Genomic DNA, 26442 nt, shown 5'->3' on the forward strand with positions numbered 1-26442 from the left:
GTTGTAATAAGCTGTAAAGTGTTGCGGCTTTGGAAACACCCTTCTTCAAATTAACGCAGTACCGGTTTTGACCGGTTGTAATAAGCTGTAAAGTGTTGCGGCTTTGGAAACAGTCAATCCTTTAGTGAGATAGAGCTTCTGCGCGGCAGTTGTAATAAGCTGTAAAGTATTGCGGCTTTGGAAACCTCGACGAGCAGTAGGCCCTGATTACCCATCGACCTGTTGTAATAAGCTGTAAAATATTGCGGCTTTGGAAACAAGTATTTCCCTCGCTTCGATGGAAAGAGAAATTCACGTTGTAATAAGCTGTAAAGTATTGCGGCTTTGGAAATACGTGTTTTTGGCGGATGGGACCGGGCGCAAGGCAAATGTTGTAATAAGTTGTAAAGTGTTGCGGCTTTGTAAACTAGCGCAAGCTAGTGCCATCGATCATACGATGCTTAGGGGTTGTAATAAGCTATAAAGTGTTGCGGCTTTGGAAAATGATTGGTTTTGGTGATTCTTGCATACAATTGCCCCGTTGCAATAAGCTGTATTTTGTTACGGCTGTGAAAATGGCCTTCTCACAAGTTGCGAAATCTCGATATCACACGTTGCAATAAGCTGTATTTATTACGGCTTTGGAAACATGTGTGAAATATCATACTCGCCCTGATTGTTGCAATAAGCTGTTAAAGTATTGCGGCTTTGGAAACTTCTGGACACTCTGGCGTATCCGCCGATTCGTCTGCAGTTTGCAATAAGTTGTAATAACTTATGGCTTTGAAAAATAGACAAAAATAAGGAAAAACAATGACTCATGCCTTAGCCCCGGCTTTTCGTACCCATCAACAAAAGTTCTATAACAACCTTATATCTTCTTTTGACAAGGAGCGAATATCTCTAAACGAGGGTGCGACAGGAATGGGCAAAAGCCGTGCGATGGTCCAGGCCGCGCTCGACCTTCTCGATCAGCACGACCAGCCTGTAGTTATCTCCTGTCCAAGCATCAGCGGCCTGCAACAGATGTTAGGCGAGCTTTATGCGCTAGAATCAAAGTCTCGACACCGGGTTGCGGTTGCGCTGGGACGAGCCAACTTCTTTGAGCCGAGTCGCGTGATTGATTATTTGGAAAAAGAGATGTCCGAGCAGGAATCTGCACCGATCCTGCAGTGGATTAAAGACGGTGCGCGCTCAACAAACCAGCAGGACGGAGGCCCCCTGTCGCGACTTTACCCACAGATCGGGTTTTTGCTTGAGGACCTGGTGCACAGGCTCCCGGAAGGATTTAGCATCCCCGATGCTGCCCTGTCACAGTATGACGAGGAATCTGAAGCGGAAGAGATGTATCAGCAGATGCGCGCAAGCTTACTTGATGCAAAACTTATTTTCTGCTCCCACATTATGCTTGCCTGTGATCAGCGACTGAGAAAAAACAGGGAGGCCTCGGCAGAAATTTTGCCTGAATATGCCTACCTGATGCTCGATGAAGCTCATCTTTTCGAGAGTGCAATTGCCAGCATGGAATCACGATGCTTCTCTCCCTTTTCTCTTAAATCTCTACTTCTTCGTGAGCAAGTCGGCAGCAAGGCCAATCGCTGCCGAGCTGTTGGTCTGTGCGACGAAATTATAGCCCGAGCCAAAAGAGTAAAAAAAACCAATTTTTTTATCTATTTCAACGAATGGAATAAAAAAGATTTTGTCGTCCCCTCTGAAGTCGACCTGTTTCTAAAGGATCTCTCAAAAATGGCCCAGGCTTTGGACGCGATTCTTAAAGGCAGAAAAAATAAGGGGGCTTCCAAGGAACTTCTTGACTACAAATACGTTCTTTCAGCGCTGATCTCGAAAAAAAACAACTTAAGCATCAATATCTCGCCCGTGCGGCGCTATCCAACTTTCTGCTGCGGACCTTTCACGCTCAACCACGTCCTTTCCCCCATCTGGCAGCAACCGTCTCTACGCGGTGCGGCAATTGTTTCGGCAACGCTTTTTTTGCCCGGCGCCGGTGCAGACCATATTATCAAAACGCTTGCGCTACCCAAAGATCGCTTAGATATTCATCCACCCATCATCCCTTCCTGGGTGACGGATCCGGTTGTGCTGCACCGCCCTCGCAACCCTATGCCATGGCTTCCGCCCCAGGAAAATGAGTTTGATGAGAACCGCGCCGATGACTTCGAAACAGCTCACCACCTGTGGTGCGCAAGACTCGCGGCCCAGACACTTCTTATCGCCCAGGACGCCAGATCAGCCACCCTGGTTCTCACCACCTCTTACGAGACGGCAGAGGAGATCGGAAGCAAGCTTTCTTCGCTGGGAGATCGTCTGATTGTCCAAAAACAAAACGAACCCTTCGCCAATACCAGGCGCACATTCGAGAAGCTGACCGCTGCAGGAAAAAAGCCCGTCTGGGTCGCAACAGGACAGGCATGGACAGGGCTTGATTTAGGAGACGCCTTAAGCGATCTGGTTATTACCCGCATCCCCTTTGCCGGCCGCGGCAGTCGCGTAGGGGCCGGTCGCGGCGCCAGCAAATTCGACGCAGCCTTTACTCTGCGCCAGGGCATTGGGCGCCTGGTTAGAAAAGAAGGATGTCAGACAAAAAATTTGTGGGTCTTTGATGGACGAATCTGGCTGCCGCAAAAACAAAAATTCTACAAAATGTTCAAAGATATTTTTGAGGTCTACGACAAAAGGGAAAAAAGCTAGCCGTTTTCCTTCAAGCCAGGGCGGCTCAGGCAAAATTTCCTTTTAAATACTCATCAAAAGCAAATGTCTTTGCAGAGTATTTAAAATTAAATCTCTTGATTTTTTATTTAAAAATGTGATACATTTTATACATGAACAGGGATGAGAGAATATGTAATAGATATCGTCCGGGTGATATTATCTCACCCGACGAATTTGACCGCTTGCTGGAAACAGCTCACTCTTCCTGCAGTGTTGTTCTGGGCGGCACAGAGTTCTGGGCCCTTCGCAATGATCTTGGCGCTGTTACGCTGGCCGCTACAAAACAGCTAAAGTCTTCCGGTAAAATCAAACTCTGCGCATCGCAGACCACACGTCAGAAGCTGCTGCTTTTTCCTGAAGACCGCTGTACCTGCTCTGCTCAAAAAGAGTTAGCAAATATCAAGCCTTTCGCCCGGCATATTGCCGACATCGATTTTCAACAACTCCACACCCCTCTGCCTCGTTATCTCTGGGTCAAAGGCCCCTGTATCCATTGCTCAAAGACAATTGTGACAGGCATTGAAATTACGCGCCGTGCAACCGGCTCCAGCCTGATCGACATTGTAAGGCGCAAGTTTTCACAAAAAGACCCCTCACCGCAAGCAGACCCGCAGCGGGTTGAAAGACTTTTTGCCTTCTATCAAAACTCTCTTTTCTGGCAGTACGGAGACGCACTTGCTTCCGGACATCTGAATGTCGACAATCCTCTCGGAGTCTGGTTCTAAGAGAATTTGATGAAAGAACATCCCATCAAACCTGGTCAACGCTATACCTATCGCGAAATTATCAATTTCGCCGATGAGAATGTCTTGGATACGCACCGCTTCGGAGAAACGCCTGACGCCAAAGAGCGCACCTTTCTGGCCGTAGTCAACCATGAAGCGCCCGTGGCTTACTACATGCGCATCACTTTCGAGCGCTCGGATCAGGACACCTACCTCTGTCTTGAAAAGCTGCCAAAGATTCAGGCCATGCTCGCTGCCGCAAGAACCTTCAACCCCAAAGGCTATTGCAGTTGTGGGACGGATTTAAAAGATACAATTTTGCAAAAGCCTATCTTGGTCGGGGCCGATTTTCACAGTCCCAACCAATCAATGGACCGGCGATGTCTTTATTTCAGCACTTTTTGCCCCAGTTGCGCAAAAGGCCGGATTGAAGCAGTCGATCTCGATACGCCAGACTTTACGCCAAAGATTTTGGGCAAAGAGATCTTCGCCTGCGCCAAGGTCTGGCTGGGCAATCACTCATGGGCAGACGACGAAACTCACCAGAACTCCGGCCTGCTGGAGTTAGCGTGGAAACGGCACCGTGCGGTCGACCACCTGTTTGAGCCAAGTCGTAACCTGCCCATCAGCTTTAACCTGCCCAGCGCTCCCTTTGTATGGTTCTAAAAGTCCAACTACGACAAAGAAAGAGATTGTCCTTATGCGAAAAATAGGTGAAAGATTGAAACGACAGACAAATAGGGGGATAATACGGACGGGTCTTTCGATATCCCAATGTCACACAGAATTTTATCCCCCACCGTGAATAGGGGGATAACACGGACACTGGAGTTAAACAACCGCTTGACCTTCCCTGTTTTTAAGAGCCAGGAGGAGGTCAAGCGGACCTTGCAGAGAAATCCAATGGATCTTAGAGGCCCGATTCGAGACTGATGAAGACGGATACTGGAACTGCCAGAGCCATAGAAGCTTGCGCTGGTGGGAAGCGGCTGTGCTCATGATTCGAGGTTCAGACCGATCAAAAAGCGCGGCAAGTCCAGTCACTTCAAACCAAAAAGATTTATAGGGGGATAATACGGACAGGGGAGGGGATAACACGGACACAATAGAGGGATAATACGGACAGGTTCGGGGGATGAAGCGGACGGGTAGGGGGATAACACGGTCACTCTTAGAGGGATAGCGCGGACCAGGGTAGGGGGATAATACGGACGGAGGTTTTTTGAAAAAGAATTTTGTTTCAACTATTTAGACCTTCATAACACTGTCTAAAACCGATCTTAAAACCTTTGTAAAACCTACCTCCTGTGAATAACTTTGCCTCAAGTTGACATCCTCCCGGCCGTGAACAGACCGGGATTCCAAGGATCAACGGCTGCCGCCGGCCTCTTGCGAGGCTGGTCTTACGCGGCCTCCCCTTCCAGGCGATGCCCCGCCTGGTGAGCGATCAGGCGCAGGCCTTCCCGCTCGATGTTGATAGCAGCGTTTTTGTCCCGGTCGTGATGCGATCCGCACGACGGGCATTCCCAGGTCCGGTCCCGAAGCGACAGCTCCCGGTGGACATGCCCGCAGACTGAACAGGTCTTGCTGCTCGGGAAGAAACGGTCGATCTTGACCAACCGACTGCCGTTTTTCCGGCAATGATGGGCGAGAATGTCGACGAACTGGGCAAAACCCAGATCTGAGGCCTTCCGGCCCCAAAGGGATTTCATGCCGGTCAGGTTCAGATCCTCGATGCAGATCACATCGTATTTCCGGGACAGGGCGCGGGCGGTTTGATGGTGAAATTCCCGCCGCCGGTCGGCGATTTGCCGATGCAGTCGCGCCAGGGACAGTCGGGCTTTTTTGCGTCCGCCGCTCTTTTTCAGTTTCCGGGATAGCCGCTGGTTTGCTTTTTTAACCCGCTTGAGTTCCGATTTCAGCGGCTCGGGCATCTCGACCGTCGTTTCGTCGGAGCCGGTAAGAAACCTCTTCAGCCCGAAATCGAAGCCCGCAGTTCGACCTGTCGCGGCTCGGTTCGGAGAGGGTTCGTCCGTTTCGACGGAAAAGATGATCCAGAAGTCGCCGACGGCATCGCGAGAGATCGTCACGGTCTTGATCGTCCCGTCGATGTCGCGGCCGGCGTGGTAGCGATAGGCCGCCCCGCCGATTCGTACCTTGCCGGGAGAAAGGAGTTTCCACCCGGCCTGCTTCAACGTGAAGGAGCGGTACTTGACGCTTTTGCGGAAAGACGGCGGCCGCACCACCCGTTTCGACTTCTTTTCTTTCCGCAGCCGGCACGCCTTGAAGAACAGTTCGTAGCCCCGCTCGATCCGTTCGATCACGTCCTGAACCGCCTGGGAACCCAGATTCTTCCATTCCGGGCGGAGGTGATTGCGGAGATAGGCGATCCTGGACTTGAGCCGTTTCTGGTTCAAATGCTTCCGGTAGCGGCGGTAATACCGTTTGTGCAGGGCGATACAGTGGTTCCATATCTGCCCGGCGATACGCCGCTGCCGATCCAGACGCCGGTTCCGGTCGGCGTGATAGAGCTTATATTTGAACGCTTGACGTGCCATGGACATCATTATATCATTGGTCTATGAATACATCAACCGAGTTACGACATGGAAGAAGCTGTGTTTTTCAGCTTCATGTGCATTTGGTCTTTGTCACGAGATACCGGCGCGGCATCTTCTCGCCGTCTCATTACGACACCATGCGGGAGGTCTTCTCCAACGTCTGCGCCGACTTCGGCGCGGAGCTGATCGAAACGGACGGGGAGAAGGATCACGTTCATCTGCTGGTGAACTATCCGCCCACGGTCCCCGTCTCGAAACTGGTGAACAGCCTGAAGGGGGTCTCCTCGCGGTTGCTGCGGAAGCGGCACCCGGAGATCGAACAGCACTACTGGAAGGGCGGGCTCTGGTCGCCGTCCTATTTCGCGGCGTCCTGCGGCGGCGCGCCCCTGGGTGTTATCCGTCAATACATCGAGAACCAACGGGCCTGACGGCCCGGCACCTTATATCCCGGCCGTGAACTGACCGGGTTTTACGGTGCGTCAGATAAATTTGCATAATCTAGTAAGACTGATTTTTTACGGACAAAATACAAAACATTGGACTCAGTGAACCAGTATTCCTCAAGGATGTTCATTTTTTTCATTTCTTCCAACGCTTGTTTCAGATCCGCTTTGAATTTTCGTGTCTCTCTCTGTGATCCGCTCAAGTTCTTTAAATTTTCGACTTTTATATAATGCGGATGTGAAGCTGTCGCCTTATGACTCAAGATATAGGCATGGAGCCATTTCAAAAAATTGGAACCCAGTTGCTGCCTGACCGCAAGGGGAATCTGCGTATAATCATCAGTGAAAAGTTTGGCCAAGCGGGGATTGACCGAAAATATAAAACACTCCTGATGCTTGTCGTAGAAAAACTCTCTGATCAAATTTCCTGAATAAACAGCCCCTTCCGTCTCTATCTCAACAGAGCACGCAACCATTCTATTCACCGAAGACTTCAACCATTCCCGGTCGCTTTTTCCACGGCCTTTGCGCCCCATATCCCTCAAAAGGCTATAAAGAGAACAGGGCACCTTGTTACCCAGACCGTCCTTTTTGGAACGCTTTATTGCTTGCATCCAGACATCAAGATCTCCCTGGTCAAGCATCGACCCTGTATACCTGATTGTCACCCCTCCCCAGGACGCAATTTTTTCACGATTAACAAATCTTCTAGCCCCCTTTTTGACCAGGCCGAAAAGAGCTGATCGCACAACCGTTGACGGAACCCCTATAACCTTGGCCGGCCAGTCAGGCAAGGGAAGAACCATCTGCTCCTCCTCCTTTTGGCGACTTCGCTGAATTTCCTGAATCCTGCGCGTGGATTGTTCCAAAAAATCATCCAAATCATCGCCTCGTTTTGTCATGTCCGTATTATCCCCCTATCAACCGTTACACAAATTCCGCTCATCTCTCGGCTGGAAGATACAAAAACTAGATATTAACATTAAGGACACAGATCGAACAAACTATATTAAAAAACTTGACTTTATATTTAAAAATGTTATTATTTATTTGTTTCAAAGGAGACGTTATGCCAAAAAAACCTGAAATTTCCGAAACCATGACTCCCGCCAAATTACGGAATCTGGCAAACCGCAAAAAGTGGCGTACTGTGCCAATAAGCGAGCAGGGTGAGCCGTTGGTGGTCGCCATTTTTACGCAAAACGGACTCCCCGCGTACTTCTTTCGGCTTGAATTCGCTGTTTTTCATCTCCTCCCTCCCGCTTCACGGCTTAAACAAAAGGCTTTGCGAGAGGTCTGGCATCAATGTCGTTGCGCGATATCTTTTGTCCAAATAAATCAAAAGATTCTTCTTGATGTTGACCTGGAATATCCACGCCAGCGCCGCTCTCGCTACCTCTGGTATCGCTACCAATGTCCTGAATGCGGCAAAAATGCGCTCACGAAGGCTCTTTTTGACGACAAGATCGCAGTCGGAGAATCCGCGATTTTAAAAAAAGCCGAAAAAGCACTGTCCATTTCCGACCCCCAGCATAAGCTGGTCGACCTTCAAGACTTTTACAACAAATTCTGGCCGCAGGATCAGGATATGCTCTCTTCCAAATTGGAAAGCGATAATCCGCTTGCGTCATTGCGCCTTCCCCCGACTCAGATTGGCGCATGGTTCTAACAAAGGAGCAAAATATTGAAGCGTGAAGAAATAGAAACCTTACTGCAAAGCCAGCGCATCGACTCTCAGCTGCCTTTACATTTTGATTCAACCGATTTTACGTTAACGGCACTTGAAGGTGACTGCGCCAAGTGCCAAAAAAGCATAGAGCCTCAAAATTTTCGCGGCCACATCAATACCCACTTCAAGGACATCGCCATCTTCCGGGCCATAGGCATCTGCCACCAATGTCGTACCTTGACTCCTTTTATCATCCGCATTCGCGCCGATGGGCGCTTTGAAACCATGATCAATAACAGTTGGCGCCAAGGACAGATGTTTTCTCGCAGAACCTGGCGGCAGCGCATAGCATCGGTGTTTTGCTGGCGACCACGAAAACAAAAAGGTTGACCACAAAAGTTTTTGGTCCGAATAGGCATTAATTTTGGGGTTCATTCAATGTGAAAAATTGTCTTGATCAAGGGTATTGTTAAGAAAATACCCGAAGGAGGCTCGATGAAGATCATGAAAGAAGATATTTTCCACGGTGATACGAGAACCGGGCAGGTTTGGGTTCGAGGTCATCTTATTTCACCCGGACCCTCTCTGGCTCTTCGCAGACACTCTCCGGCTGGGTTTGCCTGGGGCTATCACGGAAGCGGCCCGGCTCAACTTGCCTTGGCGATTTTGCTTCTTTTTTCCACACCCGAAGAAGCTCTCGATCTTTACCAACAATTTAAGATCGACGTGATTTCAACCTTTGATTCCTGTCAGGACCTGATTCTACCGGCTAAGGATGTCTCTGCCTGGCTCCGTGAGCAACGAAGCCAGCAGCACCTTTTGGCGGTTTGACTTGGACAAATGCAGAAATATGCGCAGATCTGAACAGGCCGCAAAGACCCTTCAACTTAAAAGCGACTTTCGTGACTGGTACGATTGTGCTTTTGACCTTCAAGGGCAGATGGTCTTCGAGCGGCTCTCTACCGCCGGGATGTCTCGCAGGCAAATGTTTGCCTTTCTGCAGAAATTAGGTCTTCGCACCCCGCGCCATGGCCTGGTTGAAGATCTCGTATCTGCCCTTACTCATGATTGTGAAGATTGGCCCAAGGACCTTCAGAGGCGTTTTCTTGATCAGGCCGTAGATGTTGTGATCTACCACGACGAACAGGCTCATTGCGGAGAAGGAAAACAGAAAATATCCGCCGGCAAAGCCCTGGATCTCTACCCCGATACTTACGCCAGCGAATTCATTCCATCAGTGGCCGGCCGGGGCAGTGTCTCGCTGAGATATCTGCAGGTAGGTCAGCGCCGTTGGTGGCTTCGGTACTGGTCGCAAGACGACTGGAGAAGCAATGCCGGAGAGGGAGACTGCGAAATCCTTTGCGAAGAAAAGCCGGGCCGGCCCCACGAAATAAACGATCCTCTTTTCGCTGTTGATTTTATTCGTGCAGGAAAAAAGCTCTATGCCATCGATTTCAACATTGCGCCAGGGCTGGCGCCCTTAAACGGTTTGCTGCTCCCGAGCGAAGTTGTCAGTCAGATTTCATCTTTTATCCAACCCCTACAGCAGTAATTTGCCGCAAACTCCTCACTATTCCTTCCCCTCGCGACCCCAACCCTCCTGTATTGCTTTCAAGTTTTTCTTTAAATAGGACAGAAAAAAGCCCTTTTTCAACAGGTTTTCCTCCTGAAAATCACGCTACCCTGAAGAGTAAAATTGATAGGCACTTAAAATTTTATCTTCAACACTCACGATCCTGTCTTATCAAGACCATAAAAAGGAGGAAACAATGAAGAGGATTTTGATTTTATTAACAATGATTGGAAGCGTTTTGCTTCTGGCGCAAGGGGTGCTGGCAGCAGCGCCGCCGACCTCTCTGGATTTTGGTTTCAATCAAGAGCTGCCGGTGACGCAGACCAACATATCTTCTGAGTACCGGCTGCAGCTCGCTAATGTTGTGGTTGAAGGCGAGGCGGGGGAATATCTTTCCCTTTATGAGTATACTGTAGAAACTTTTGATTCATCAGGAAACTTGGTTTACGGAAGTAGCACATGGAGAGACGGCAGATACCTCGAAGGAGAGACTGTCCTCTTTATATGGACACAAAATGCTCCTGGGATGCACTCCGTCAGGGTTCGCGTGAAAAACAAGGGGGCTCTGGACACTGAGTATATCGAAGCAACAAAAACCTTTGAAATCCTTCCTGCTCCGCTGCCGACCGTATTTGATTTCGGCTTCGACAAGACAAATCCCTCAATGCAGGTGGATACCTACCCAGAATACATGGTGAAATTTGCTGACGTCGTATTTACCGGGGAGGCTGGCGGAGAAAATGTTTATTATTACGAATTTTCCTACGAGACAAGAAGCCCAACAGGAGAAAAGATCGCAGGCAGCTTTGACTACTGGGAGCGCATAGAATTAATGCAGTATCGAACTGCTCTTTTACTACACGCCGATCCGGGGACATACACAATTACTGCTAGATTGAGAAATAAACTAGCTTCAGATTATGTCGAAGTCGTCAAAACTTTCGATGTTTTGGTTAGCGACTCCCCAACCGCAGCAAGCCTCTCCATAGATGGCCCGGTTTACCAGGACACTGCCACAACAGCTCAGGCGTCGGTAGAAGGCCCAGGCATCTACACTTACCGCTTCTGGCACGATTCGGGCAGCGGATACACGCTGCTTAGCGACTGGTCCAGTAGCCCGTCTGTGAGCATTCCCGCTTCGGAGACGGCAGAGGTCGGCACCAACCAGGTCAAACTCGAAGTACAGGCCCAGGATAGCGGGTCCATTACCGTGCGCACAGCGTCCTACCAGGTCGAGTTGGGCGACAATATTCCGTTTAAATTCGATCCGCCGGAGAAAGACGATCCGGCCTATGCGCCGGAACTCGGAAAAGGCCGCGTGTTTATCATGCTTGAAGCCTACTGATCAGGAGTTGTATATAAAAACCCGCTGGGAACTTTTTCGGCGGGTTTTTAGTTTAATATAAAAAATAAAAAAGATTGACAAAAAAATAAATATAAACTATAATTTACTTATAAAACAAAGGAGGTTGTTGATGCAAAACATTGAAAAGATGAATCGGGTTGTTTGTCAAAAGGTTTCCGAAGAAGCCATGAAGGCTCTTGAGAAGGTTGCGCAACAATTCGGGCTGAGCGTTGAGCAGGGCAAGGGAAGCTTTGACGATGCAGAGTTTGGCTTGAAAATTTCCTTCAAGGTGCCGGCTGCAGCCGAAGAAAAGGCTAAAAAGGAGTTTGAACAAATGGCGCCCCTTCTTGACTGCGATCCGTCTTGGTTTGGACGATCCTTTACCGAAGGTGGAGGTAAAACCATGACTGTTGCGGGGATTAATCCGCGGGCCCCGAAAAACTGCATCAGTCTCAAGGACCAAGAAGGAAAAAGCTACAAGTGCCCTCCGAGCTATGTCCGGCGCTATCTTAAATAGTTCTGCAAGAGTCTTTGTCCGGCGAAGCCAAGGCAAAGACTCTTGCCTTCAAACTTCACCGAGGAGTTATACACGATGGACAGCAAAGAGCTTCAAGAACTTATATCCCGGCTAAGCCGGTTTCGCGAAAACTTGCTCGATCATATCAACGATCAAGACCTCAACGACGACGGTGGCCCCTTCGATAACGGCACCGACGGCTATCGATGTATGCAGGAGCTGGCCGAGCTAGAAAGTGCCTTTCAACAATTCTCGGAAGCCGTCCAGGCTCCAAGGTACTACCTTCTTGAAATCGTGGATGACGTTGAGCCCGACCTGATCGGTCCCTTTGCCAGCGAAGACGAGCGAGACGACGAAGCCAAGCTGGTTCGACATGAGACTGCTGGAGAAAGCGGCGTCTTTATGTTGGACCTAATCAACAACGAACCCTCTGTGTGCCCCTACAGCGGAGGATTTTTCATGCAGGAAGAACAAGAATAGCCCGGCAAAACAGGAAATAGCCAATGTCCTCGAAAAAAGACCTCAGCCATCTGGATTGGAAACCCAGCCCAAGCGAGCTTGCCGCCTATGTCGCCAAAGGCCCTCGCGGCTCAAACTACTGCTTGATTCGCACCGACCCAAAGCCTGATCTTCTTTTTGCGGTCAACCAGAATATGCGCACCCTGCCTGGGTGGTATACCGACAAAAACGGCAGCATAGAAAAAGTGGGCTGACCTCGTGGGATGTCTGAAAAGAGAATCAATCAGATTGACCAAATAAAGTGCAATATGATAAATTTTTAACAATCATTCTGAGGGCAATCTTTGCTGCCCATTGACCGTGGTCCCCTCCTTCAGCGGTCAAGCCTCCTATACACCGATCTGGCGCTGCCGGCCCGTCACGCAAAGAAGGCCGGCAAGTTTTTGTCTAGAATCCACAATTAAAGGCATATTTTATGTTGTTTTGAATAAAAAAAATTGACATAAAAATAAGATTAAAATATCATGTTTTTTGTTTAAAAGGAAAATTTGACGAATACTCCTTTCTTGTAGCGAGGTTTTTATGAACGACTCCCTTATCTCTGCCTGGGTCATCTGGTTTGCGGCAGGCATTGGCCTGGCTTTTCTCGAACTGGTTGCCCCCGGCTTCATCTTGATTTTTTTCGCGGCCGGCTGTCTTCTGACTTCCATCGTTTTATGGATATGGCAGCCGGAACTTTCGACCCAAATGGTTATTTTTCTCACCTTCTCCCTCTCGTCGCTTTTTCTGCTGCGCGGCAAGATGACAAAGATTTTCCGCGGAGAGTCGCATCAAGACGCCGATTTGGGCGCTGGCGACAACCCCAAGGGCGAGATTGTCACCGCGGTCACCCCTATTGGCCCCAACCTCAAAGGACGCATTCGCTACCGAGGAACCGACTGGTATGCAGTTTCCGACCAAGACATAGAAACCGGGACTCTGGTTGAGATCCTGGGATATGAAAAAAGCTCAAAACAGATCTTTCGTGTCAAAGTGGCACAATCTAAATCAAACCAAGGAGATTAAAAGATGAACGAAACATTGATTGCAGTTGGATTACTTACAGTATTTATTGTTATTATTCTGCTTAAAACGGCAGTTATTGTACCTCAAAAAAGTGAATACGTGATTGAGCGTCTTGGAAAATTCAGTCGTGTTCTTGGCGCAGGGTTTCACGTTCTTGTGCCTTTTTTGGATAAGGTCGCATACAAGTATAGTCTTAAAGAAAAGGTCACAGATATCCCAAGTCAGACCTGCATAACGAAGGACAATGTTACGGTGGACATTGACGGGCTCTTATATTTGCAGGTCGTAGATAGTAAAGCTGCCGCTTATGGAATAAATGATTATGAACTTGCGGCAAGTCAACTTGCACAAACGACTCTTCGATCATGTATTGGTCGCATTGATCTGGATAAAACATTTGAGGAGCGTGAACATATCAATGCCAAGGTCGTTGAAGAAATCGACAAAGCGGCCTTGACCTGGGGGTGCAAGGTCTTGCGCTACGAAGTCAAAGACATCATTCCTCCGGTCTCGGTCAAACAAGCCATGGAAGCTCAAATGACAGCGGTGCGGCAAAAGCGCGCCGAGATTGCTCGCTCTGAAGGTGAGCGTCAAAGCACGATCAACCTGGCCGAAGGGCATCGTCAGGACGCCATCTTGCGATCGGAAGGGGAGAAGCAGCGCCGGATCAACGAGGCAGAAGGCCGGGCCCAGGAGATTTTACAGATTGCCAATGCCACAGCTGAAGGCCTGCGGGCCATCGCCAAAGAACTGCAGGCCGAAGGCGGACAGCAGGCGGCCAACCTGCGTGTAGCCGAGCAGTACGTGGGTGAGTTCGGGAAACTGGCCAAAGAATCGAACACCCTGATCCTTCCCAGCAATACCGCCGATATCGCATCGATGGTTTCAACGGCCATGAGCGCTATGAGCAAGCTGTCTCAGTCTGACAAGAAAACTGCCTAAAAACTTAGGGCTCTGGGGAACCAGGGCCCTAACTACTTCAAAAAAACAAAAGGAGGTTTTATGGAAGCAGAATACAACGAGCGCGAGGTTCATCCTGAACAAATGCCGCCAAAAGAGATGACTCCGGAAGAGAAAAGCATCGAAGCCCTGGGAGGGCATCCCTTAAAAGCAAATCTTAAAATGTCAGCGAAAATTTTCTTTCTGGCCTCGGTCGTCACGGGGGCTCTCTACTGGTTCGATGATTCAAAGATCTTTTTTATTCTGGGCGGTACTCTCATCTTTGGTTTCTGGGCACTCGTTTCTTTTTTCGGTATTCTCTCAGCCCCTCTTGAAATGAGTCGCTACAACAAAATAAAGAAACTGATCAAAGAGGGAAAGCTTGAAGTTTCTTACACGGGAGCCGGGAGCATAGTTGTTGACAAAAAGAACCGCCAAATCTATTGGGGTGGGACCCTTTATAGCTTCGATGATGTGAAGAAAGTGAACTGGCATTCTTTTACAAAAAGAAAGCATCGCCTTGAATTGCATCTGTCAAAAGGAGATAAACCGGTTTTGTGGTGCCATGCCTTTACAAGCGAGGGGGAAATAAGAACCTTCGCTGTTCGACTTTGTAACGATTTAGGGTTTAGTTGATCCTCTCAATTTAAAATCTCACGCAAAAAGCCCGACGATCTTTCGCCGGGCTTTTTGCGTATTCGGATTGTCAAAACACTTTGCGGATCAACGCTGAATTCCAAGTGCCCTATAAATCGCTACCTCGAAAACTCCTTAACCAAATTCGGATGGTCAAAAAAAGCCTGGGCGGGGATCGGCTTGCCATCAAGAAGTCTTTGCCGCAAGATCTGCTCCTCGCCACTTTTTATGCTGGCAAAATAGACCTCGCAGATCTCCGCAATCACTTCATGCCTGCTCAGTTTTGATCGTCGCAACGCAGGCCCAAGGTGCGTAAGCCAAAAAACACCTTCGGTCTTTTCAATAACAACCTTTCCTAATACCTGCAGGGCATTGTTATCGCTGATCCCATCCAAGAGACTGTCGACAAAATCTAAAGTCGGCATGCTCTCGGCCACAGAATCAAAGTAACAGCAATTCTCACGCAAGACAGCCCTCCTTTGCCGGAAGCAGGCCTAGAAGGCCAAGTCCTTGAGCAAGGCTCCAGCACTGAGCGGCCGAAATTTCAATACCACAGCTATCCTCAAATTCCAGAGGAATAGCACCAAAATGCTCGATATGGTCCCGCGCAAACTCCTCGAACTCACCTTCATTGACTGCCCCACTATTTCTTAGCATTCAGGATCACTCCACTGAAATTTCGTAGGATTCCACTTCGGCCGGACTGTCCCCGGTCAACGCCCCGTTTCCGATCTCGGTAAAGATGGCATCTTGAAGCCTTTGCCGCAGATATTCGATATCTTCGCCCTGAAGGTCGTAGAGGACATCAAGTGTCAGCCTCACTTGGCCGGCTGGCCGCTCCAACGGTTTGAATTCAATCTCTTCACCATCAGGCGGGCAAAGACCGGCTTCGTTAATCGCTTGGGAAATGCAATCAAGCGTATCTGAATTCCACTCTTTGTCGCGGTTGAAGAAAAAACCCTTTTCGGTTGCTTCCAGGTAGAGATTCTGCTGAATCTTGTCGATCAGCGCCTCCTTCTCCGCGGTACTTAAATCCGATGCTCTTTTCATATAACCTCCTTTTTGCTAAATATTACAAAAACGTAAACAAAAAGTCAAGAAAAAATATATAACAAGCAAGAAGGGGTTTAATTTTTAGCAGTGTTGACAGGTCCGCCCCGTAGTCGATCTCCTGGTCCTCGTCCGCCGTGGTCAGCATGTACCGGATAGAACTCTCCAATCTGCGGATACCATCTTTTCACAAATATTTTCAAGACTGTGCGTTCTCTGCTGCAACAAAAACGGGCGCAAGCCATTTGTAGTGAAACGTGCGCTCTCCCGTGCGAGGCCCTTTCCAATATCCATGCCAGTGAGCGCGGCGCAGGTGGGGCCGCGGCCCTTGGCGCTCAGATCCGCTGCGTGCCCTTGTGCGAGCTTGAACGATCTGCTCTCCTGCAGCAAATCCCACATTCCAGGTTCGAGAAGAGGGCGGGGCAAACAGTTTCATACCCCCTTTAACTTTTTTGGCGCGAGGGTAGGCGGGGCTGGTGCCGGGCTGTCGCGCATCATCGATCTGTGGCTCGTCCGAGCAAAGATAAAGAAGAAGGGAAATCATCGAGGAGAAAAAAGGCGCCATCCTCTTCGGCGCAAAAGGATCCTCAAACATCTCTTTACCTTCATGATTGAGGCGTTGAGCCTGACTCTGGGCTTCGCAGAGACTGCGCCTGATGGCCTCCTCGACACTCCACCTGCCAAGGTGAAGGGGGAACCCAAAAAGACCGCTTTGAACATCGATGACGATCCGAAGCTCTTTGCGGCCGCTGTTTGAATCGTGCTCAAGATGGGCAAAGAAGCCAAACATCTGCTCATCCCCAAAACAAAGTCCCGGCGTCTCGATGTAGACGCACCACTCAGGCAGTCGCAACAAGACATCAGCAGGCAGATCCCCGGAAATCTCCGTTCCGCATAAAGCCTCATAGATTTCTGGATGAAAGCGGTAGATCCCCTGGCTATATCTCCAGGCACCAAGCGCAGCCAGCCGGCCGATGTCGGCGGTTCTCTCAAGAGGAACTTCTTGACCACCGCCCACAATGGCATGCCAACCTCCCATAGGCAGAAAACACCACCGAGGCCAGTCCGGAAGATCTTTCCCTCTGTCTTGCCAAAAGCTCTGGGCCTGCTTCCAGGCATGCGGATATTTGTGCCCCAACTCACGAAGGTACTTCAGAGGTCTGGGAACTTCATTTGTCGACATAAAATTCACGATGATTTTAAGGGTTGGCGGTTTGGCGGCTTAAGAAAAACTTTTACACCCGACAATATCTTTCACCACCATACCGTCCCACATAAACAAAGTCAATAATAAAGTATGTTGACCTAAATAAAAAATAAAGATAAAATAAAAATAAAAACAAGAAAGGACATGCAATGAAAAACGTCCAGGAAATGCAAAAACACATAGAGTCTTTGTGCGACAAACATCGCATCGAGGTCTGCTCCCATTCCAGCGGCGGCAGGGCTTGGAGAAAAAAGCGCCGCATCGCAATCCGCCCGGTTAAAAGTTCTATCACCTATGCAATTGCTTTGCACGAGATCGGCCACATCCTGGGAGACCATCAAGGCGGCACACGTCTCGACAAAGAATACGGTGCCTGGTGCTGGGCCAAAAAGAATGCGGCCACATGGTCTCACACCATGGAGAATGCGATGAGAAAACGGCTGCGAAACTATATCGACCGGGCGAGAAACCATAAAACGGCCAAGTGCCCCGAAAACCATCCCATATTCTCTTTGCTTGAGGTTTGAACACTTTTTGCATGAGAGGAAAACACAAAAAAGTCTCGAATAAGGTCAAAAAAAGGCTTTATTCGCCACCTTTAACTTCTTCAGAGAAATGTATCCTGTCAAAGATCGAATAGTGTCGACCTATCATTGAGAGCAAATTCGCTTTTCACGGAAGGATTTTTGATCGTGGCGATTCTGGCCGATCTTCTGATTGCAATTGGCAGCGGGCTTTTTTTAAGCACTCTCATTCTGCTTTTTTTCTTCGGCGTCATTTTCGTCCTGGTTATCTGCTACCTCTCTGCTCGTATCACAAAAGACATCTCCAGACTCTGCCGCCTTGAACACGAAGTCATCACAAACCCCCTGACAGGGGCCGACAACCGTCGCTATGTCCGCTATATGGATGTCTGCTTGCGACAGGAAGCTGCCAAGATCCGCCGCTATAATCTCCATCTGTCCGTTCTTTTGATCGATGCTGATCACTTCAAAAAAATCAACGATACCTATGGCCACCTCGTGGGCGATCAGGTCCTTAAAAATATTGCCCAGACAGTAAAGGGAAGCGTTCGAGATTTCGACCTGGTGTTTAGATATGGGGGAGAAGAGCTTTTGGTCCTTCTTCCCTACACAAACGCTCAAGGGGCGAAAATTCTGGCCGAAAGGCTTCGTCAGTGGATCTCCGACAGACCCATGCTGAGCGAGGGGCAAGACCACCGTCATCATGACATTCGCCTAACCGTCAGCATCGGCGCCAGCTCCTTTTTACATACCCTTGAAGATGAGGCGCAGATGGTGGAACGCGCCGATCGAGCTTTATATCTGTTAAAAAAATCAGGCCGCAATACCGTAACCTATATGGATAAGGCTGTTAAAAGAATAGCCTGATATTGTATATATAAAAAATTGACAATAAATTAAATAAAGTGTATAATAGTCTGGATTTATGATGAAAGAAATAAGCAAAGGATCTCTCCCTATGGAAACGACAGCTCTTCAGGAAATTTTCGATTACCCCTCCCTCGCTCTGGGCCTTAATGTCGCTTCTCATTCTAAGGACATCTCACTTTGTCTTTATTATTTCCAGCGCCTAAGCACCCGCACTATGCGACTCTCAGCCATGGAAGAATGGACGATTGGCTTGGTTGGGGAAAGCGCAGAGGTCCTCGATTGTCTTAAGAAAGTTTTGTTTCACGACCACCCCCTGGACCAAAGTTACAAAAAAATCCTGACCGAGATAGGAGACACCCTTTGGTATCTGTCTGCAATCGCAACCGAGTTGGGGATTGATATCAACACAATCGCAGATCTTGACTCCATCTCAAAAACCTCCGAACCCATGGATGTCGGAGAATGGGCCCAGGAAACTGTTGCGCGCTGCATAAGCCTATCCAGGGACGCGAAAAAAGCAGCTCAAATCCCAACCAGCAACAATAAAATGCTGGTCCGCATGGGTATCTACGATGTTTTGGTTCGCGTTCAGATTTTATGCCTTGATCTAAATCTCGATTTCACTCAAGCCCTTGTGTTTAACGCCGAAAAGCTCCAGGAGCGCTACCCTGATGGCTTCAGCGCAAAGGCCAGCTTGTTTCGCTGCGTAAAATAAAAGTTCACACCAAGCTAAAACCTAAAAATCTCAACAAGAAAGGTCTTAAATTTTGAATCCCCAGCAACCTTCCCAATCAGCCGTCACGCTTCTGGCCTACTCGCCGGATCCGGAAAAAACTGTCGCTGCAGCTGCAAGGCTTTGCTACTCGGATTCAGATATTGCCGGGCTTGTCGCTAAATTCAAGGAAAGCGACCATGTATCCTTCCTGCAAAAAATCATGGAACTCGGCCATTTCAGTGTCCTTGAGCATATCAGTTTCACCTTTGGGGTTGAGGGCATCAGCCGCGCCTGCAGCCATCAGCTTGTCCGACACCGACTGGCAAGTTTCTCGCAGCAATCGCAGCGCTATGTCGACGCCTCGGCACAGGCTGATGATTATATCGTTCCGCAAAGCGTTATTGATGCCGGCCAGCAGCAACGATACAAGCAGGCGATGGAATCTGCCTGGGCGTATTATCGAGCGATGCGAAATGCGGGCGTGCCGGCCGAAGACGCACGTTTTGTTCTGCCCAATGCCGCGGAGACCAAGATGGTCTTGACCATGAATGCCAGAGAACTTCTGCATTTTTTCAATCTGCGCTGCTGCAACAGAGCTCAATGGGAGATTCGCGCCCTTGCCGAGAAGATGCTTGAAATTGTCCACCCAGAAGCTCCGACAATTTTCAGTTACGCAGGGCCGCCATGCTTGCATTCTGCTTGTCCCGAAGGGTCAAAAACCTGCGGCCAAGCAGCGCAGGTCAAAGAAAAATACGCCAGAAATTGGAAAAAGGAGGGAAAATGTTTTTACGCGAAAAGCTTTGGGAGATGACCTGGGAAGAATGCAAAGCCGCCGCTGCCAAAGGGTGTAACCTAAATTCCTGGGAAGGGTACACACTGGCCCGCGACAAAATCTGGATCGACAAACGCAACCAGAAAATAAACCTTGAAGACCAGGCTGTTGAGCGAAAAATCCTCCCCTTGTACCAGGACACCCTCAAGGTCGCTTACGAGCGCCGGGAAAAACACGGCATTATTTTCAGACAAGAGGTGGTCGAGGAACAATCGGCTTTCTTCAAAAAAATCGGTGCCGATATCGAACAGCTCCTAGCTCAGGCTCATCCGAAAACAGACACCCAAATGCAGCACGAAGAAGATTTTCAGGAAGAATGATGAGTCACTCTATGTCAGAACTCGGGGAATTGATACACAAGCTGCGCACGCAGGAACAGCCGGCCAGATCAATCACCGATCTGGCCCAACTCCTGGGCATCTCAGCTTCGTACCTGAGTCAAATAGAAAAGGGGCATAAATGTCCCGCTCCCGAGATTGCCGAAAAACTCTCCAAAATCTACGGCCAAACCGAAATACAGCGCCGAAAGATTTTTGAATCGCTGTTGCAACGTATCATCGTCTTTCGTTACCCCCAGGCCCAAGGGCTTTTTGCTCGCGGAGAATATCCCAATCCCCACTTTCTCAAGCGCGTCAAAAAAGACTTGGACACCTATGTGGTTCCGTTTGAGGAAATTGCTGAGAATCTGGGAGTTTCCGTCGATGCGTTTGAGGACATTCTTGAAGCTGAGCACCCGATTACCCGAGAACAGATCTTTTTGCTGGCCCGCACGCTGGGGCAAAACCCTACGGAGTATCTGCTTCTCGCCGGTTTTATGCCTTATGAGACCATGGAGGTCTTGATAGGGGCGCCCAATTTGCTCAAAACGCTTGCGGCGGCCGCCCAAATTGTGCAACAGAACAAGGAGAGTTGACATCCTCCCAGCCCTGAAGTGAGCGGGATTCCAAGGATCGACGGCGGCAGCCTCCCCTTCCAGGCGATGCCCCGCCTGGCAGGAACGCGACTACGCCGTCATCGTCGCCGTGGCCGACAAGATCCCCAACAAGGTCCTGGAAGAAGATCCCAAACTGCTCATGTGGTACGACCAGGCGGTAACAAGAATGGGAGGCGAATAATGATCGTTGGTATCTCCATTAAAAACTTTAAGGGTATTCAAAAAATTACGAATCTCCCACTATCGCGATTTCATGTGTTGGTTGGACCGAATGGCGTTGGGAAAACAACATTTCTTGATGCTATAGACTTTGTTCGTGATTGCTTGGCGCAAAGTCCTGCCATGGCCGTTGAGTCTCGCCATATAGCAGATTTTAATGACCTTACCTGGATGCGTCAGGGCGGAGCGATTGAAGTTGAACTATGGCTTGATCTTTCGGATCAGCTGTCAGCACTGGCTGAAAGTTTGGTCAATTACCGGCTTGGCATCAAACAGGATCAGAAACTAGGTGTTTGTGTAGAAAATGAGCTGCTTCAACGATATTCCAAAAGCTGGCTTCCGAGCGGTAAAACAATCGAGTTCAGCCGTAATGTAACGCCTAAGCGGTTATTGGGCAAAACTTCAAAAGGAACAGACTTTTATACACGCGAGAAAGGAACCTACCAAGACTCGTTTAATTTTGGGCTGGACAAATTGACACTCGCTCTCACACCACCGGATGAGGAGCGCTATCCGACAGCGAATGCCGTGCGGCGATTCTTGATGCAAGGTGTTCGATACATTCAACTCAATAGCCCGGCGATGCGTTTACCGTGCCCATCCACTCGTCCAACCGATTTAGAGCTGGATGGAACCAATCTGGCACGTGTCGTTGGTCGTCTTCTTGGCGCCAATGGTGGTTTGGGGCCTTACTGGGCTGAGGCTGGGACTCCGGTTTCTAACTGGGCTGAGCATTTACGTTATGCGTTGCCTGATCTGATAAACATCGGTTGGGCACGGAGACAGGCGGATAATGCCGAATATCTTATGCTCCGTTATGAAAACGGCCTTGATGCTCCAAGCTGGGTGCTATCGGATGGCACATTGAGAATGCTTGCATTGACTTTGCCAGCATTCTTGCCCCCGGAGCCTGCCATTTACATGGTTGAAGAACCGGAAAACGGCGTGCATCCGAAGGCATTGGAAATCATCCTGCGCTCACTTTCAACAGTGCCGGGTTCTCAGATGTTACTGGCAACCCATTCACTATTTGTCGTACAGCAGTGTGGCATTGAACCTCTGCTTTGCTTTAGCCGTGATGCCGACGGTGCGCATATCATTGCAGGAGCTAATCACCCCATGTTGAAGGACTGGGATGGTGCGCCTGATCTGGGAATTGTGTTTGCGGCGGGGGTACTTGAATGAAGGATTTGCTCCTCTATGCCGCCGACGCCGATGCTCAATCCTTTATGAACTCTCTCTTGAATAAACTATGGCCATAAAATCGAATTCATTTTGTTCCTGTGCGGTTACTTCGATAGCGGCTATCTCGGTTACGAGGCCGCCGAAGGCATTGATTGGGTTTGGGAACATCGAATTGAAGACTTTCTAGAGTTCGATCTATGACAGAAATTAACAAAATTGAAAAAAAACGCCTTGCGCTCCAAGCTAAACTTGATGGCGGCAAAACCCCCGAGGACCGTAATCACATGGGGCAGTTCGCGACCCCAACCACGCTTGCTAGAGAGATCCTTACTCATGGAGTCCGCCTTTTGCCCGCCAGCGAGAAGATCAGATTCTTTGACCCTGGCATTGGGACCGGTTCTTTCTATTCAGCCTTGCGCGCTGTTGTAGTCGCCGAGAGGATCGAGAGTGCCGCCGGCTTCGAAATTGACCCACACTATGGAAAACCCGCCAAAGCCTTTTGGAAAGGCACAAAATTAAATATCCGGCTAGAGGACTTTACCCAAGCCGAGCCAGAAGAGCGGCTTAAGGCTAACCTGCTAATTTGCAATCCGCCTTATGTCCGACACCACCACATGGACGCTGCCAAGAAGGCCGACCTACAGTGTCGCACGGAAAAAGCTTGTGGTGTAAAAATCAATGGCCTGTCAGGGCTTTACTGCTACTTCATGGGGCTCTCGCACAAATGGATGGAGCAGGATGGTATCGCTGGATGGCTTGTTCCAAGTGAATTCATGGGCGTAAACTACGGTAAAATGCTCAAATCCTACCTGCTTGACAAGGTAACCCTCCTGCAAGTTCACCGCTTTGATCCAGAAGACGTTCAGTTTACTGATGCGCTTGTGTCGTCGGCAGTCGTCTGGTTCAAAAACGCGCCACCTCCCTCAAATCACGACGTAATTTTCTCGTATGGCGGCACGCTGACAGAACCTGCTCTTTCGCGCAAAGTTCTAGCCTCTGAACTCGCGCATGAAGGTAAATGGACCCGTTACCCCCAAGCCGATAAAGCCACCATACGAGTTGAGATCACACTTGGAGATCTGTTCGATATCAAGCGCGGTCTCGCAACTGGAGATAACAGCTTCTTCATCATGGACCGAAAAAAGATAGAGGCTTACAATTTACCGATGGAGTGCTTCAGGCCAGTCCTGCCAGGATCACGTTATATTCCAAGTGACGAGATTAAGGCCGATAAGGACGGGCTGCCGCTAATCGACATGCAATTTTTTTTACTCCACACCAGTCTCTCGGAAAACGATATAGCGCAACGCTATCCCACGCTCAAAGCCTATCTCGACACCGGCAGGAAAGGTGAAAGGCCCGTTGCAGAGCGGTATCTTTGCCGATCACGTCGTCCGTGGTATGCCCAAGAAAACCGGCCTGCTGCACCTATTATCTGTACCTACATGGGCCGGAGCAGGAAAGGATCTAAGCCTTTTCGCTTTATTCTTAATCACTCTCAAGCGACAGCATGTAATGGATATCTGATGCTCTATCCCAAACCGCTCCTCGCACATGCAGCTGCAAAGGATCCAGAGATAATGCGCACGGTCTGGAAGTTCTTGAATGGAATTAAGGTGGACGAGTTGCTTTCACATGGCCGCGTCTATGGTGGTGGACTTCACAAGTTGGAACCTAAGGAACTCAGAGGCTTCCCGGCTGAAGGCCTCATCGCACGCATTCCAGAAATTGGGGCACTTCACAGACAGCTTAGCCTGTTCGAGAAAGCTGTCATTTAGGCCACGACGTTGAATCTTAGGCCCTGCGAACCTGATTCGCGGATGTTAGCAATCCAATGACAAGGTAGAAAACCACCCAAGCCAAGAAATTTGGATATTTGCTGCCATCATCGCCATCCTATTTTTATTAGGGGCTTTTTCGGATTTTCACGACCGACTAGACGTGTTGTAACACGGCTAATCGGCTATCTAATCTATGTTATATGAATAAAGCGAGATCGTAGAATGGGTTTTTCACAAATCGTCAGTCAAATAGTCAGTGCGCTTTGGCATCTTAAATCACCTTGGTTCAAAGGTGTTGTTGGCGAGTTTAACGTCAATTTATCAGCAAAGTTTTTACTGGATAAAGAAAAATACCATTTGATCAAGAACGTAACCCTACCAACAGAAGATGGAAGCACACAGATAGATCACATCATCGTTTCTGAATTTGGCGTTTTCGTTGTTGAAACAAAAAACATGAAAGGCTGGATATTTGGGAGCCCCAACCAGAAAACATGGACTCAGAAGATTTATAAACATTCAAACAAATTTCAGAATCCATTGCATCAGAACTATAAGCATGTAAAAACCCTTGAGTCATTGTTGGGCCTAAATGAGCAGCAAGTACATTCTGTGATTGTTTTTGTAGGTGACAGCACATTTAAAACAGAAATGCCAGAAAATGTGACCTATGGCGGTGGCTATGCGAGGTATATCAAATCAAAGAAAACGCCAGTTCTAAGCGAGTCACAAGTAATAGAAATCGTGAAACAAATAGAGCAGGGAAGGCTCACTTCATCATTTAAAACAAATCGCGAGCATGTTAGGCACGTAAAAAATATCGTGGCCGAAAAAGAAAATAGCAATGTCCCGAGTTGCCCAAAATGCGGTAGTGCAATGGTTCTGCGGGAAGCCAAGAAAGGTCAAAATGTCGGTAAGAAATTCTGGGGTTGTACAAAGTTTCCTCAATGCAGAGGAATCATAAATGGCACATAACAATCACATGCACTCGGACAACCAAAAGCGCCGCTCGGAGTGTATGGGCGAATGGCGGTCATAAATATGTTCAATCCGCTTACTCCTAACGAAATTTACCACGGAGACTCCAGAAATCTATTAAATAGAATTGAGAAAAATTCAATTGCTTTAAGTATATGGTCTCCGCCTTATTTCGTTGGAAAAGAATATGAAAAAGATTTGTCATTTGATGATTGGAAAAAACTATTAAGAGATGTTATTGCTTTGCACTTTCCAATTATCAAGCCTGGTGGATTTTTGGCGATCAATATTGCAGATATTTTATGCTTTAGGGATGAAGGTATGCCCAAAATTATGGCGGAAAACATCTCCCGAAGAAAAATTTCGCTTTCCAAGGAAGATATATTGGCAGTCAAGAAAAAACATCCTGACTGGAACAGATACAAACTCGCTGAGCACTTCGGATGTAGTGAACAAACTATTGATAGAAGGCTTAACGGAAATAACATCAGAGGTGGAAAATACCAATCGCAAACCAGAGTTTTCTTAGTTGGAGGGTTAATAGAAGAAGCAGCTTTATCCGCTGGATTCTATTTGTATGATCGTAGGATATGGGTAAAAGATGCAACATGGGAAAATTCACGGTGGCATACCATATCCTATCGCTCTGTGGACGAGTCTGAATATCTGTATATTTTTTGGAAGCCGGGGATTACTAAGGTTGATCGTTCAAGATTAACAAAGGAAGAATGGGTAAATTGGGGTTCAAGAGGTGTATGGGAAATACCATCTGTTCGTAGCAACGCAGATCACGATTCGAAATTTCCAGTTGAGCTTCCGAGAAGAGCGATAAAGATTTTTACCGAACCAGGGGAGATTGTTCTTGATTGTTTTATGGGAAGTGGAACAACTGCGGTGGCAGCCATTAGTGAAGGAAGGCAATATATTGGTATTGAGAAAGAGGAAAAATCGGTAGCAATTGCAAAAAAGGCTACAGATTCAATCAATACGTATACGAAGGAACCTGTTCAGATGGATTTAATGATCAGGGAGTTAGAAACATCATACGGCACAGAGTAACCGCACAACAAGGCGCTGCACCGGCGGCAATTCCGCTGCGCTCCATTGCCGCCGGTGAGCTTGGTCGTTGGGCGGCCTACTCTTAGATGACAGTCAAATCAACCATGATCGTTCCCCTTTTTAGTTGTTCTGGGGTCATTAAGTGACCGGGCTATGTCACCTTCAAACAGGTTTCATCACCACTACACCCGGCGATAGTGGTGCATAGGGCAGATTGCTTGCCCTTTCGTAGGGGCTGGATACCGGCGGCAATCCAGGATTGACAAAAATCCTGCTATCCGGCAGTGCCTGTCCGTGTGTGCCATCGGACAGCGCCGTGCGATACGGCCGGGTGGCGAATCCGGCGCGACTCAGGGGGAGGGCAGCCTACTGCATAAGAATGCGCCCGCGTTTCAGCGGATCGGCTTCGGCATCGTGCCGCTACTTCCCATGCCCATGGGGTTCACT

General features: G+C 48.7%; 30 protein-coding genes, 1 pseudogene and 1 CRISPR repeat array (1 of these 32 running past the window's edge). Of the genes and pseudogenes, 25 read left to right on the plus strand and 6 right to left on the minus strand.

Translation table 11 applies throughout. The features are described from left to right. Positions 1-483: direct repeats of the CRISPR family, unit length 37 nt; unit sequence GTTGTAATAAGCTGTAAAGTGTTGCGGCTTTGGAAAC; it begins 374 nt to the left of the window's first position. Positions 484-792: 309 nt separating this feature from the next. The 3 genes from csf4 (at position 793) to GSUB_RS17250 (ending at position 4100) form a co-directional block, all read left to right on the plus strand. Next, a complete protein-coding gene (gene csf4 / locus GSUB_RS17240; RefSeq protein ID WP_084212247.1) occupies positions 793-2688 on the plus strand; it encodes a type IV CRISPR-associated DEAD/DEAH-box helicase Csf4 in 1896 nt (631 codons plus the stop codon). 131 nt (positions 2689-2819) lie between these two features. Further along, complete coding sequence (locus GSUB_RS17245; RefSeq protein WP_144402113.1) at positions 2820-3434, plus strand: hypothetical protein; 615 nt, start codon at positions 2820-2822, stop codon at positions 3432-3434. Between the two features lie 9 nt (positions 3435-3443). Then, the gene (locus GSUB_RS17250; RefSeq protein ID WP_040202877.1) at positions 3444-4100 is read left to right on the plus strand and encodes a hypothetical protein; all 657 of its coding nucleotides are present in this window, start codon (positions 3444-3446) and stop codon (positions 4098-4100) included. Between the two features lie 737 nt (positions 4101-4837). Here the strand turns inward: GSUB_RS17250 and GSUB_RS17255 are convergent. Next, the gene (locus tag GSUB_RS17255) at positions 4838-5992 is read right to left on the minus strand and encodes an RNA-guided endonuclease InsQ/TnpB family protein (RefSeq protein ID WP_040203022.1); all 1155 of its coding nucleotides are present in this window, start codon (positions 5990-5992) and stop codon (positions 4838-4840) included. 23 nt (positions 5993-6015) lie between these two features. On the opposite strand from GSUB_RS17255, the gene tnpA reads away from it, so the two are divergent. After that, entirely contained in the window at positions 6016-6423 is a 408-nt protein-coding gene (gene tnpA, locus GSUB_RS17260; RefSeq protein ID WP_040202852.1) for an IS200/IS605 family transposase, read from the plus strand. Between the two features lie 41 nt (positions 6424-6464). Here the strand turns inward: tnpA and trfA are convergent, their stop codons facing one another. Next, positions 6465-7340 carry a plasmid replication initiator TrfA gene (gene trfA / locus GSUB_RS17265; protein WP_040202879.1) on the minus strand — a complete coding sequence of 292 codons (876 nt, stop codon included), beginning with the start codon at positions 7338-7340 and terminating at the stop codon, positions 6465-6467. Positions 7341-7507: 167 nt separating this feature from the next. Between trfA and GSUB_RS17270 the strand changes: the two genes are divergently transcribed. The 11 genes from GSUB_RS17270 to GSUB_RS17320 all read left to right on the plus strand — a co-directional run bounded on the left by GSUB_RS17270 (position 7508) and on the right by GSUB_RS17320 (position 14641). Beyond that, positions 7508-8107: a hypothetical protein gene (locus GSUB_RS17270; RefSeq protein WP_040202881.1), complete on the plus strand. Its 600-nt coding sequence runs from the start codon at positions 7508-7510 to the stop codon at positions 8105-8107. Between the two features lie 15 nt (positions 8108-8122). Further along, positions 8123-8497 carry a hypothetical protein gene (locus GSUB_RS17275; protein WP_040202882.1) on the plus strand — a complete coding sequence of 125 codons (375 nt, stop codon included), beginning with the start codon at positions 8123-8125 and terminating at the stop codon, positions 8495-8497. Positions 8498-8602: 105 nt separating this feature from the next. After that, positions 8603-8938 (plus strand): DUF6166 domain-containing protein, encoded by a 336-nt coding sequence (locus tag GSUB_RS17280; RefSeq protein WP_040202883.1) that lies wholly within the window; start codon positions 8603-8605, stop codon positions 8936-8938. A 19-nt stretch (positions 8939-8957) separates the two neighbouring features. Beyond that, positions 8958-9659, plus strand: a complete 702-nt coding sequence (locus GSUB_RS17285; protein ID WP_144402114.1) for an ATP-grasp domain-containing protein — start codon at positions 8958-8960, stop codon at positions 9657-9659. A gap of 217 nt (positions 9660-9876) precedes the next feature. After that, positions 9877-11025: a hypothetical protein gene (locus tag GSUB_RS17290; protein ID WP_040202885.1), complete on the plus strand. Its 1149-nt coding sequence runs from the start codon at positions 9877-9879 to the stop codon at positions 11023-11025. Positions 11026-11155: 130 nt separating this feature from the next. Then, complete coding sequence (locus tag GSUB_RS17295) at positions 11156-11542, plus strand: hypothetical protein (RefSeq protein ID WP_040202887.1); 387 nt, start codon at positions 11156-11158, stop codon at positions 11540-11542. A 75-nt stretch (positions 11543-11617) separates the two neighbouring features. Next, a complete protein-coding gene (locus GSUB_RS17300) occupies positions 11618-12022 on the plus strand; it encodes a hypothetical protein (RefSeq protein ID WP_040202888.1) in 405 nt (134 codons plus the stop codon). A 23-nt stretch (positions 12023-12045) separates the two neighbouring features. Continuing rightward, a complete protein-coding gene (locus tag GSUB_RS17305) occupies positions 12046-12255 on the plus strand; it encodes a hypothetical protein (protein WP_040202890.1) in 210 nt (69 codons plus the stop codon). A gap of 328 nt (positions 12256-12583) precedes the next feature. Then, the gene (locus tag GSUB_RS17310; RefSeq protein ID WP_040202892.1) at positions 12584-13066 is read left to right on the plus strand and encodes an NfeD family protein; all 483 of its coding nucleotides are present in this window, start codon (positions 12584-12586) and stop codon (positions 13064-13066) included. 3 nt (positions 13067-13069) lie between these two features. After that, on the plus strand, positions 13070-14008 hold the full coding sequence (locus tag GSUB_RS17315; RefSeq protein ID WP_040202893.1) for an SPFH domain-containing protein: 939 nt from the start codon (positions 13070-13072) through the stop codon (positions 14006-14008). A gap of 60 nt (positions 14009-14068) precedes the next feature. After that, the gene (locus GSUB_RS17320; protein WP_040202895.1) at positions 14069-14641 is read left to right on the plus strand and encodes a hypothetical protein; all 573 of its coding nucleotides are present in this window, start codon (positions 14069-14071) and stop codon (positions 14639-14641) included. A gap of 119 nt (positions 14642-14760) precedes the next feature. Here GSUB_RS17320 and GSUB_RS17325 read toward each other — a convergent pair whose 3' ends face one another. The 4 genes from GSUB_RS17325 to GSUB_RS19520 form a co-directional block, all read right to left on the minus strand. Further along, complete coding sequence (locus tag GSUB_RS17325; RefSeq protein ID WP_040202897.1) at positions 14761-15108, minus strand: hypothetical protein; 348 nt, start codon at positions 15106-15108, stop codon at positions 14761-14763. Between the two features lie 196 nt (positions 15109-15304). After that, on the minus strand, positions 15305-15691 hold the full coding sequence (locus GSUB_RS17335) for a hypothetical protein (protein WP_040202899.1): 387 nt from the start codon (positions 15689-15691) through the stop codon (positions 15305-15307). 199 nt (positions 15692-15890) lie between these two features. Beyond that, positions 15891-16730, minus strand: a complete 840-nt coding sequence (locus GSUB_RS17340; protein ID WP_052465126.1) for an AcrVA2 family anti-CRISPR protein — start codon at positions 16728-16730, stop codon at positions 15891-15893. A 266-nt stretch (positions 16731-16996) separates the two neighbouring features. After that, entirely contained in the window at positions 16997-17398 is a 402-nt protein-coding gene (locus tag GSUB_RS19520) for a hypothetical protein (RefSeq protein ID WP_158414136.1), read from the minus strand. A 192-nt stretch (positions 17399-17590) separates the two neighbouring features. Between GSUB_RS19520 and GSUB_RS17350 the strand changes: the two genes are divergently transcribed. The 10 genes and pseudogenes from GSUB_RS17350 (at position 17591) to GSUB_RS17390 (ending at position 25995) form a co-directional block, all read left to right on the plus strand. Further along, a complete protein-coding gene (locus GSUB_RS17350; protein ID WP_052465127.1) occupies positions 17591-18289 on the plus strand; it encodes a GGDEF domain-containing protein in 699 nt (232 codons plus the stop codon). A 91-nt stretch (positions 18290-18380) separates the two neighbouring features. Next, positions 18381-19007 (plus strand): nucleoside triphosphate pyrophosphohydrolase family protein, encoded by a 627-nt coding sequence (locus GSUB_RS18360; protein ID WP_052465128.1) that lies wholly within the window; start codon positions 18381-18383, stop codon positions 19005-19007. Between the two features lie 52 nt (positions 19008-19059). Then, positions 19060-19818 carry an FAD-dependent thymidylate synthase gene (gene thyX, locus GSUB_RS17360; RefSeq protein WP_052465129.1) on the plus strand — a complete coding sequence of 253 codons (759 nt, stop codon included), beginning with the start codon at positions 19060-19062 and terminating at the stop codon, positions 19816-19818. Continuing rightward, entirely contained in the window at positions 19788-20159 is a 372-nt protein-coding gene (locus GSUB_RS17365; protein ID WP_144402117.1) for a hypothetical protein, read from the plus strand. Before thyX ends, GSUB_RS17365 begins: the two co-directional genes overlap by 31 nt. Positions 20160-20170: 11 nt before the next feature. After that, positions 20171-20752 (plus strand): helix-turn-helix domain-containing protein, encoded by a 582-nt coding sequence (locus GSUB_RS17370; RefSeq protein ID WP_040202904.1) that lies wholly within the window; start codon positions 20171-20173, stop codon positions 20750-20752. 201 nt (positions 20753-20953) lie between these two features. Beyond that, positions 20954-22177 carry an AAA family ATPase gene (locus GSUB_RS17375; protein WP_040202905.1) on the plus strand — a complete coding sequence of 408 codons (1224 nt, stop codon included), beginning with the start codon at positions 20954-20956 and terminating at the stop codon, positions 22175-22177. Positions 22178-22243: 66 nt separating this feature from the next. Further along, a pseudogene (locus GSUB_RS18885) lies at positions 22244-22378 on the plus strand (XamI family restriction endonuclease); the annotation flags it as partial. Continuing rightward, positions 22375-23955 carry an Eco57I restriction-modification methylase domain-containing protein gene (locus GSUB_RS17380; RefSeq protein ID WP_040202907.1) on the plus strand — a complete coding sequence of 527 codons (1581 nt, stop codon included), beginning with the start codon at positions 22375-22377 and terminating at the stop codon, positions 23953-23955. The pseudogene GSUB_RS18885 and the gene GSUB_RS17380, both read left to right, overlap by 4 nt. A 225-nt stretch (positions 23956-24180) precedes the next feature. Beyond that, positions 24181-24933, plus strand: a complete 753-nt coding sequence (locus GSUB_RS17385) for a nuclease-related domain-containing protein (protein WP_040202908.1) — start codon at positions 24181-24183, stop codon at positions 24931-24933. A gap of 60 nt (positions 24934-24993) precedes the next feature. Next, positions 24994-25995 (plus strand): DNA-methyltransferase, encoded by a 1002-nt coding sequence (locus tag GSUB_RS17390; protein ID WP_435051174.1) that lies wholly within the window; start codon positions 24994-24996, stop codon positions 25993-25995. The last annotated feature ends 447 nt before the right edge of the window (positions 25996-26442 follow it).

Origin of the sequence: Geoalkalibacter subterraneus (assembly GCF_000827125.1) — a bacterium.
In the GTDB taxonomy this organism is placed as follows: Bacteria; Desulfobacterota; Desulfuromonadia; order Desulfuromonadales; family Geoalkalibacteraceae; genus Geoalkalibacter_A; species Geoalkalibacter_A subterraneus.

Excerpts from the sequence above, each read along its gene's own strand:
- csf4 (WP_084212247.1), top strand. The coding sequence starts at position 793 with ATGACTCATGCCTTAGCCCCGGCTTTTCGTACCCATCAACAAAAGTTC.
- GSUB_RS17245 (WP_144402113.1), top strand. The coding sequence starts at position 2,820 with ATGAACAGGGATGAGAGAATATGTAATAGATATCGTCCGGGTGATATT.
- GSUB_RS17250 (WP_040202877.1), top strand. The coding sequence starts at position 3,444 with ATGAAAGAACATCCCATCAAACCTGGTCAACGCTATACCTATCGCGAA.
- GSUB_RS17255 (WP_040203022.1), bottom strand. The coding sequence starts at position 5,992 with ATGGCACGTCAAGCGTTCAAATATAAGCTCTATCACGCCGACCGGAAC.
- tnpA (WP_040202852.1), top strand. The coding sequence starts at position 6,016 with ATGAATACATCAACCGAGTTACGACATGGAAGAAGCTGTGTTTTTCAG.
- trfA (WP_040202879.1), bottom strand. The coding sequence starts at position 7,340 with ATGACAAAACGAGGCGATGATTTGGATGATTTTTTGGAACAATCCACG.
- GSUB_RS17270 (WP_040202881.1), top strand. The coding sequence starts at position 7,508 with ATGCCAAAAAAACCTGAAATTTCCGAAACCATGACTCCCGCCAAATTA.
- GSUB_RS17280 (WP_040202883.1), top strand. The coding sequence starts at position 8,603 with ATGAAGATCATGAAAGAAGATATTTTCCACGGTGATACGAGAACCGGG.
- GSUB_RS17285 (WP_144402114.1), top strand. The coding sequence starts at position 8,958 with ATGCGCAGATCTGAACAGGCCGCAAAGACCCTTCAACTTAAAAGCGAC.
- GSUB_RS17290 (WP_040202885.1), top strand. The coding sequence starts at position 9,877 with ATGAAGAGGATTTTGATTTTATTAACAATGATTGGAAGCGTTTTGCTT.
- GSUB_RS17295 (WP_040202887.1), top strand. The coding sequence starts at position 11,156 with ATGCAAAACATTGAAAAGATGAATCGGGTTGTTTGTCAAAAGGTTTCC.
- GSUB_RS17300 (WP_040202888.1), top strand. The coding sequence starts at position 11,618 with ATGGACAGCAAAGAGCTTCAAGAACTTATATCCCGGCTAAGCCGGTTT.
- GSUB_RS17305 (WP_040202890.1), top strand. The coding sequence starts at position 12,046 with ATGTCCTCGAAAAAAGACCTCAGCCATCTGGATTGGAAACCCAGCCCA.
- GSUB_RS17310 (WP_040202892.1), top strand. The coding sequence starts at position 12,584 with ATGAACGACTCCCTTATCTCTGCCTGGGTCATCTGGTTTGCGGCAGGC.
- GSUB_RS17315 (WP_040202893.1), top strand. The coding sequence starts at position 13,070 with ATGAACGAAACATTGATTGCAGTTGGATTACTTACAGTATTTATTGTT.
- GSUB_RS17320 (WP_040202895.1), top strand. The coding sequence starts at position 14,069 with ATGGAAGCAGAATACAACGAGCGCGAGGTTCATCCTGAACAAATGCCG.
- GSUB_RS17335 (WP_040202899.1), bottom strand. The coding sequence starts at position 15,691 with ATGAAAAGAGCATCGGATTTAAGTACCGCGGAGAAGGAGGCGCTGATC.
- GSUB_RS17340 (WP_052465126.1), bottom strand. The coding sequence starts at position 16,730 with ATGGGAGGTTGGCATGCCATTGTGGGCGGTGGTCAAGAAGTTCCTCTT.
- GSUB_RS19520 (WP_158414136.1), bottom strand. The coding sequence starts at position 17,398 with ATGGTTTTCGGGGCACTTGGCCGTTTTATGGTTTCTCGCCCGGTCGAT.
- GSUB_RS18360 (WP_052465128.1), top strand. The coding sequence starts at position 18,381 with ATGGAAACGACAGCTCTTCAGGAAATTTTCGATTACCCCTCCCTCGCT.
- GSUB_RS17365 (WP_144402117.1), top strand. The coding sequence starts at position 19,788 with ATGTTTTTACGCGAAAAGCTTTGGGAGATGACCTGGGAAGAATGCAAA.
- GSUB_RS17370 (WP_040202904.1), top strand. The coding sequence starts at position 20,171 with ATGTCAGAACTCGGGGAATTGATACACAAGCTGCGCACGCAGGAACAG.
- GSUB_RS17375 (WP_040202905.1), top strand. The coding sequence starts at position 20,954 with ATGATCGTTGGTATCTCCATTAAAAACTTTAAGGGTATTCAAAAAATT.
- GSUB_RS17380 (WP_040202907.1), top strand. The coding sequence starts at position 22,375 with ATGACAGAAATTAACAAAATTGAAAAAAAACGCCTTGCGCTCCAAGCT.
- GSUB_RS17385 (WP_040202908.1), top strand. The coding sequence starts at position 24,181 with ATGGGTTTTTCACAAATCGTCAGTCAAATAGTCAGTGCGCTTTGGCAT.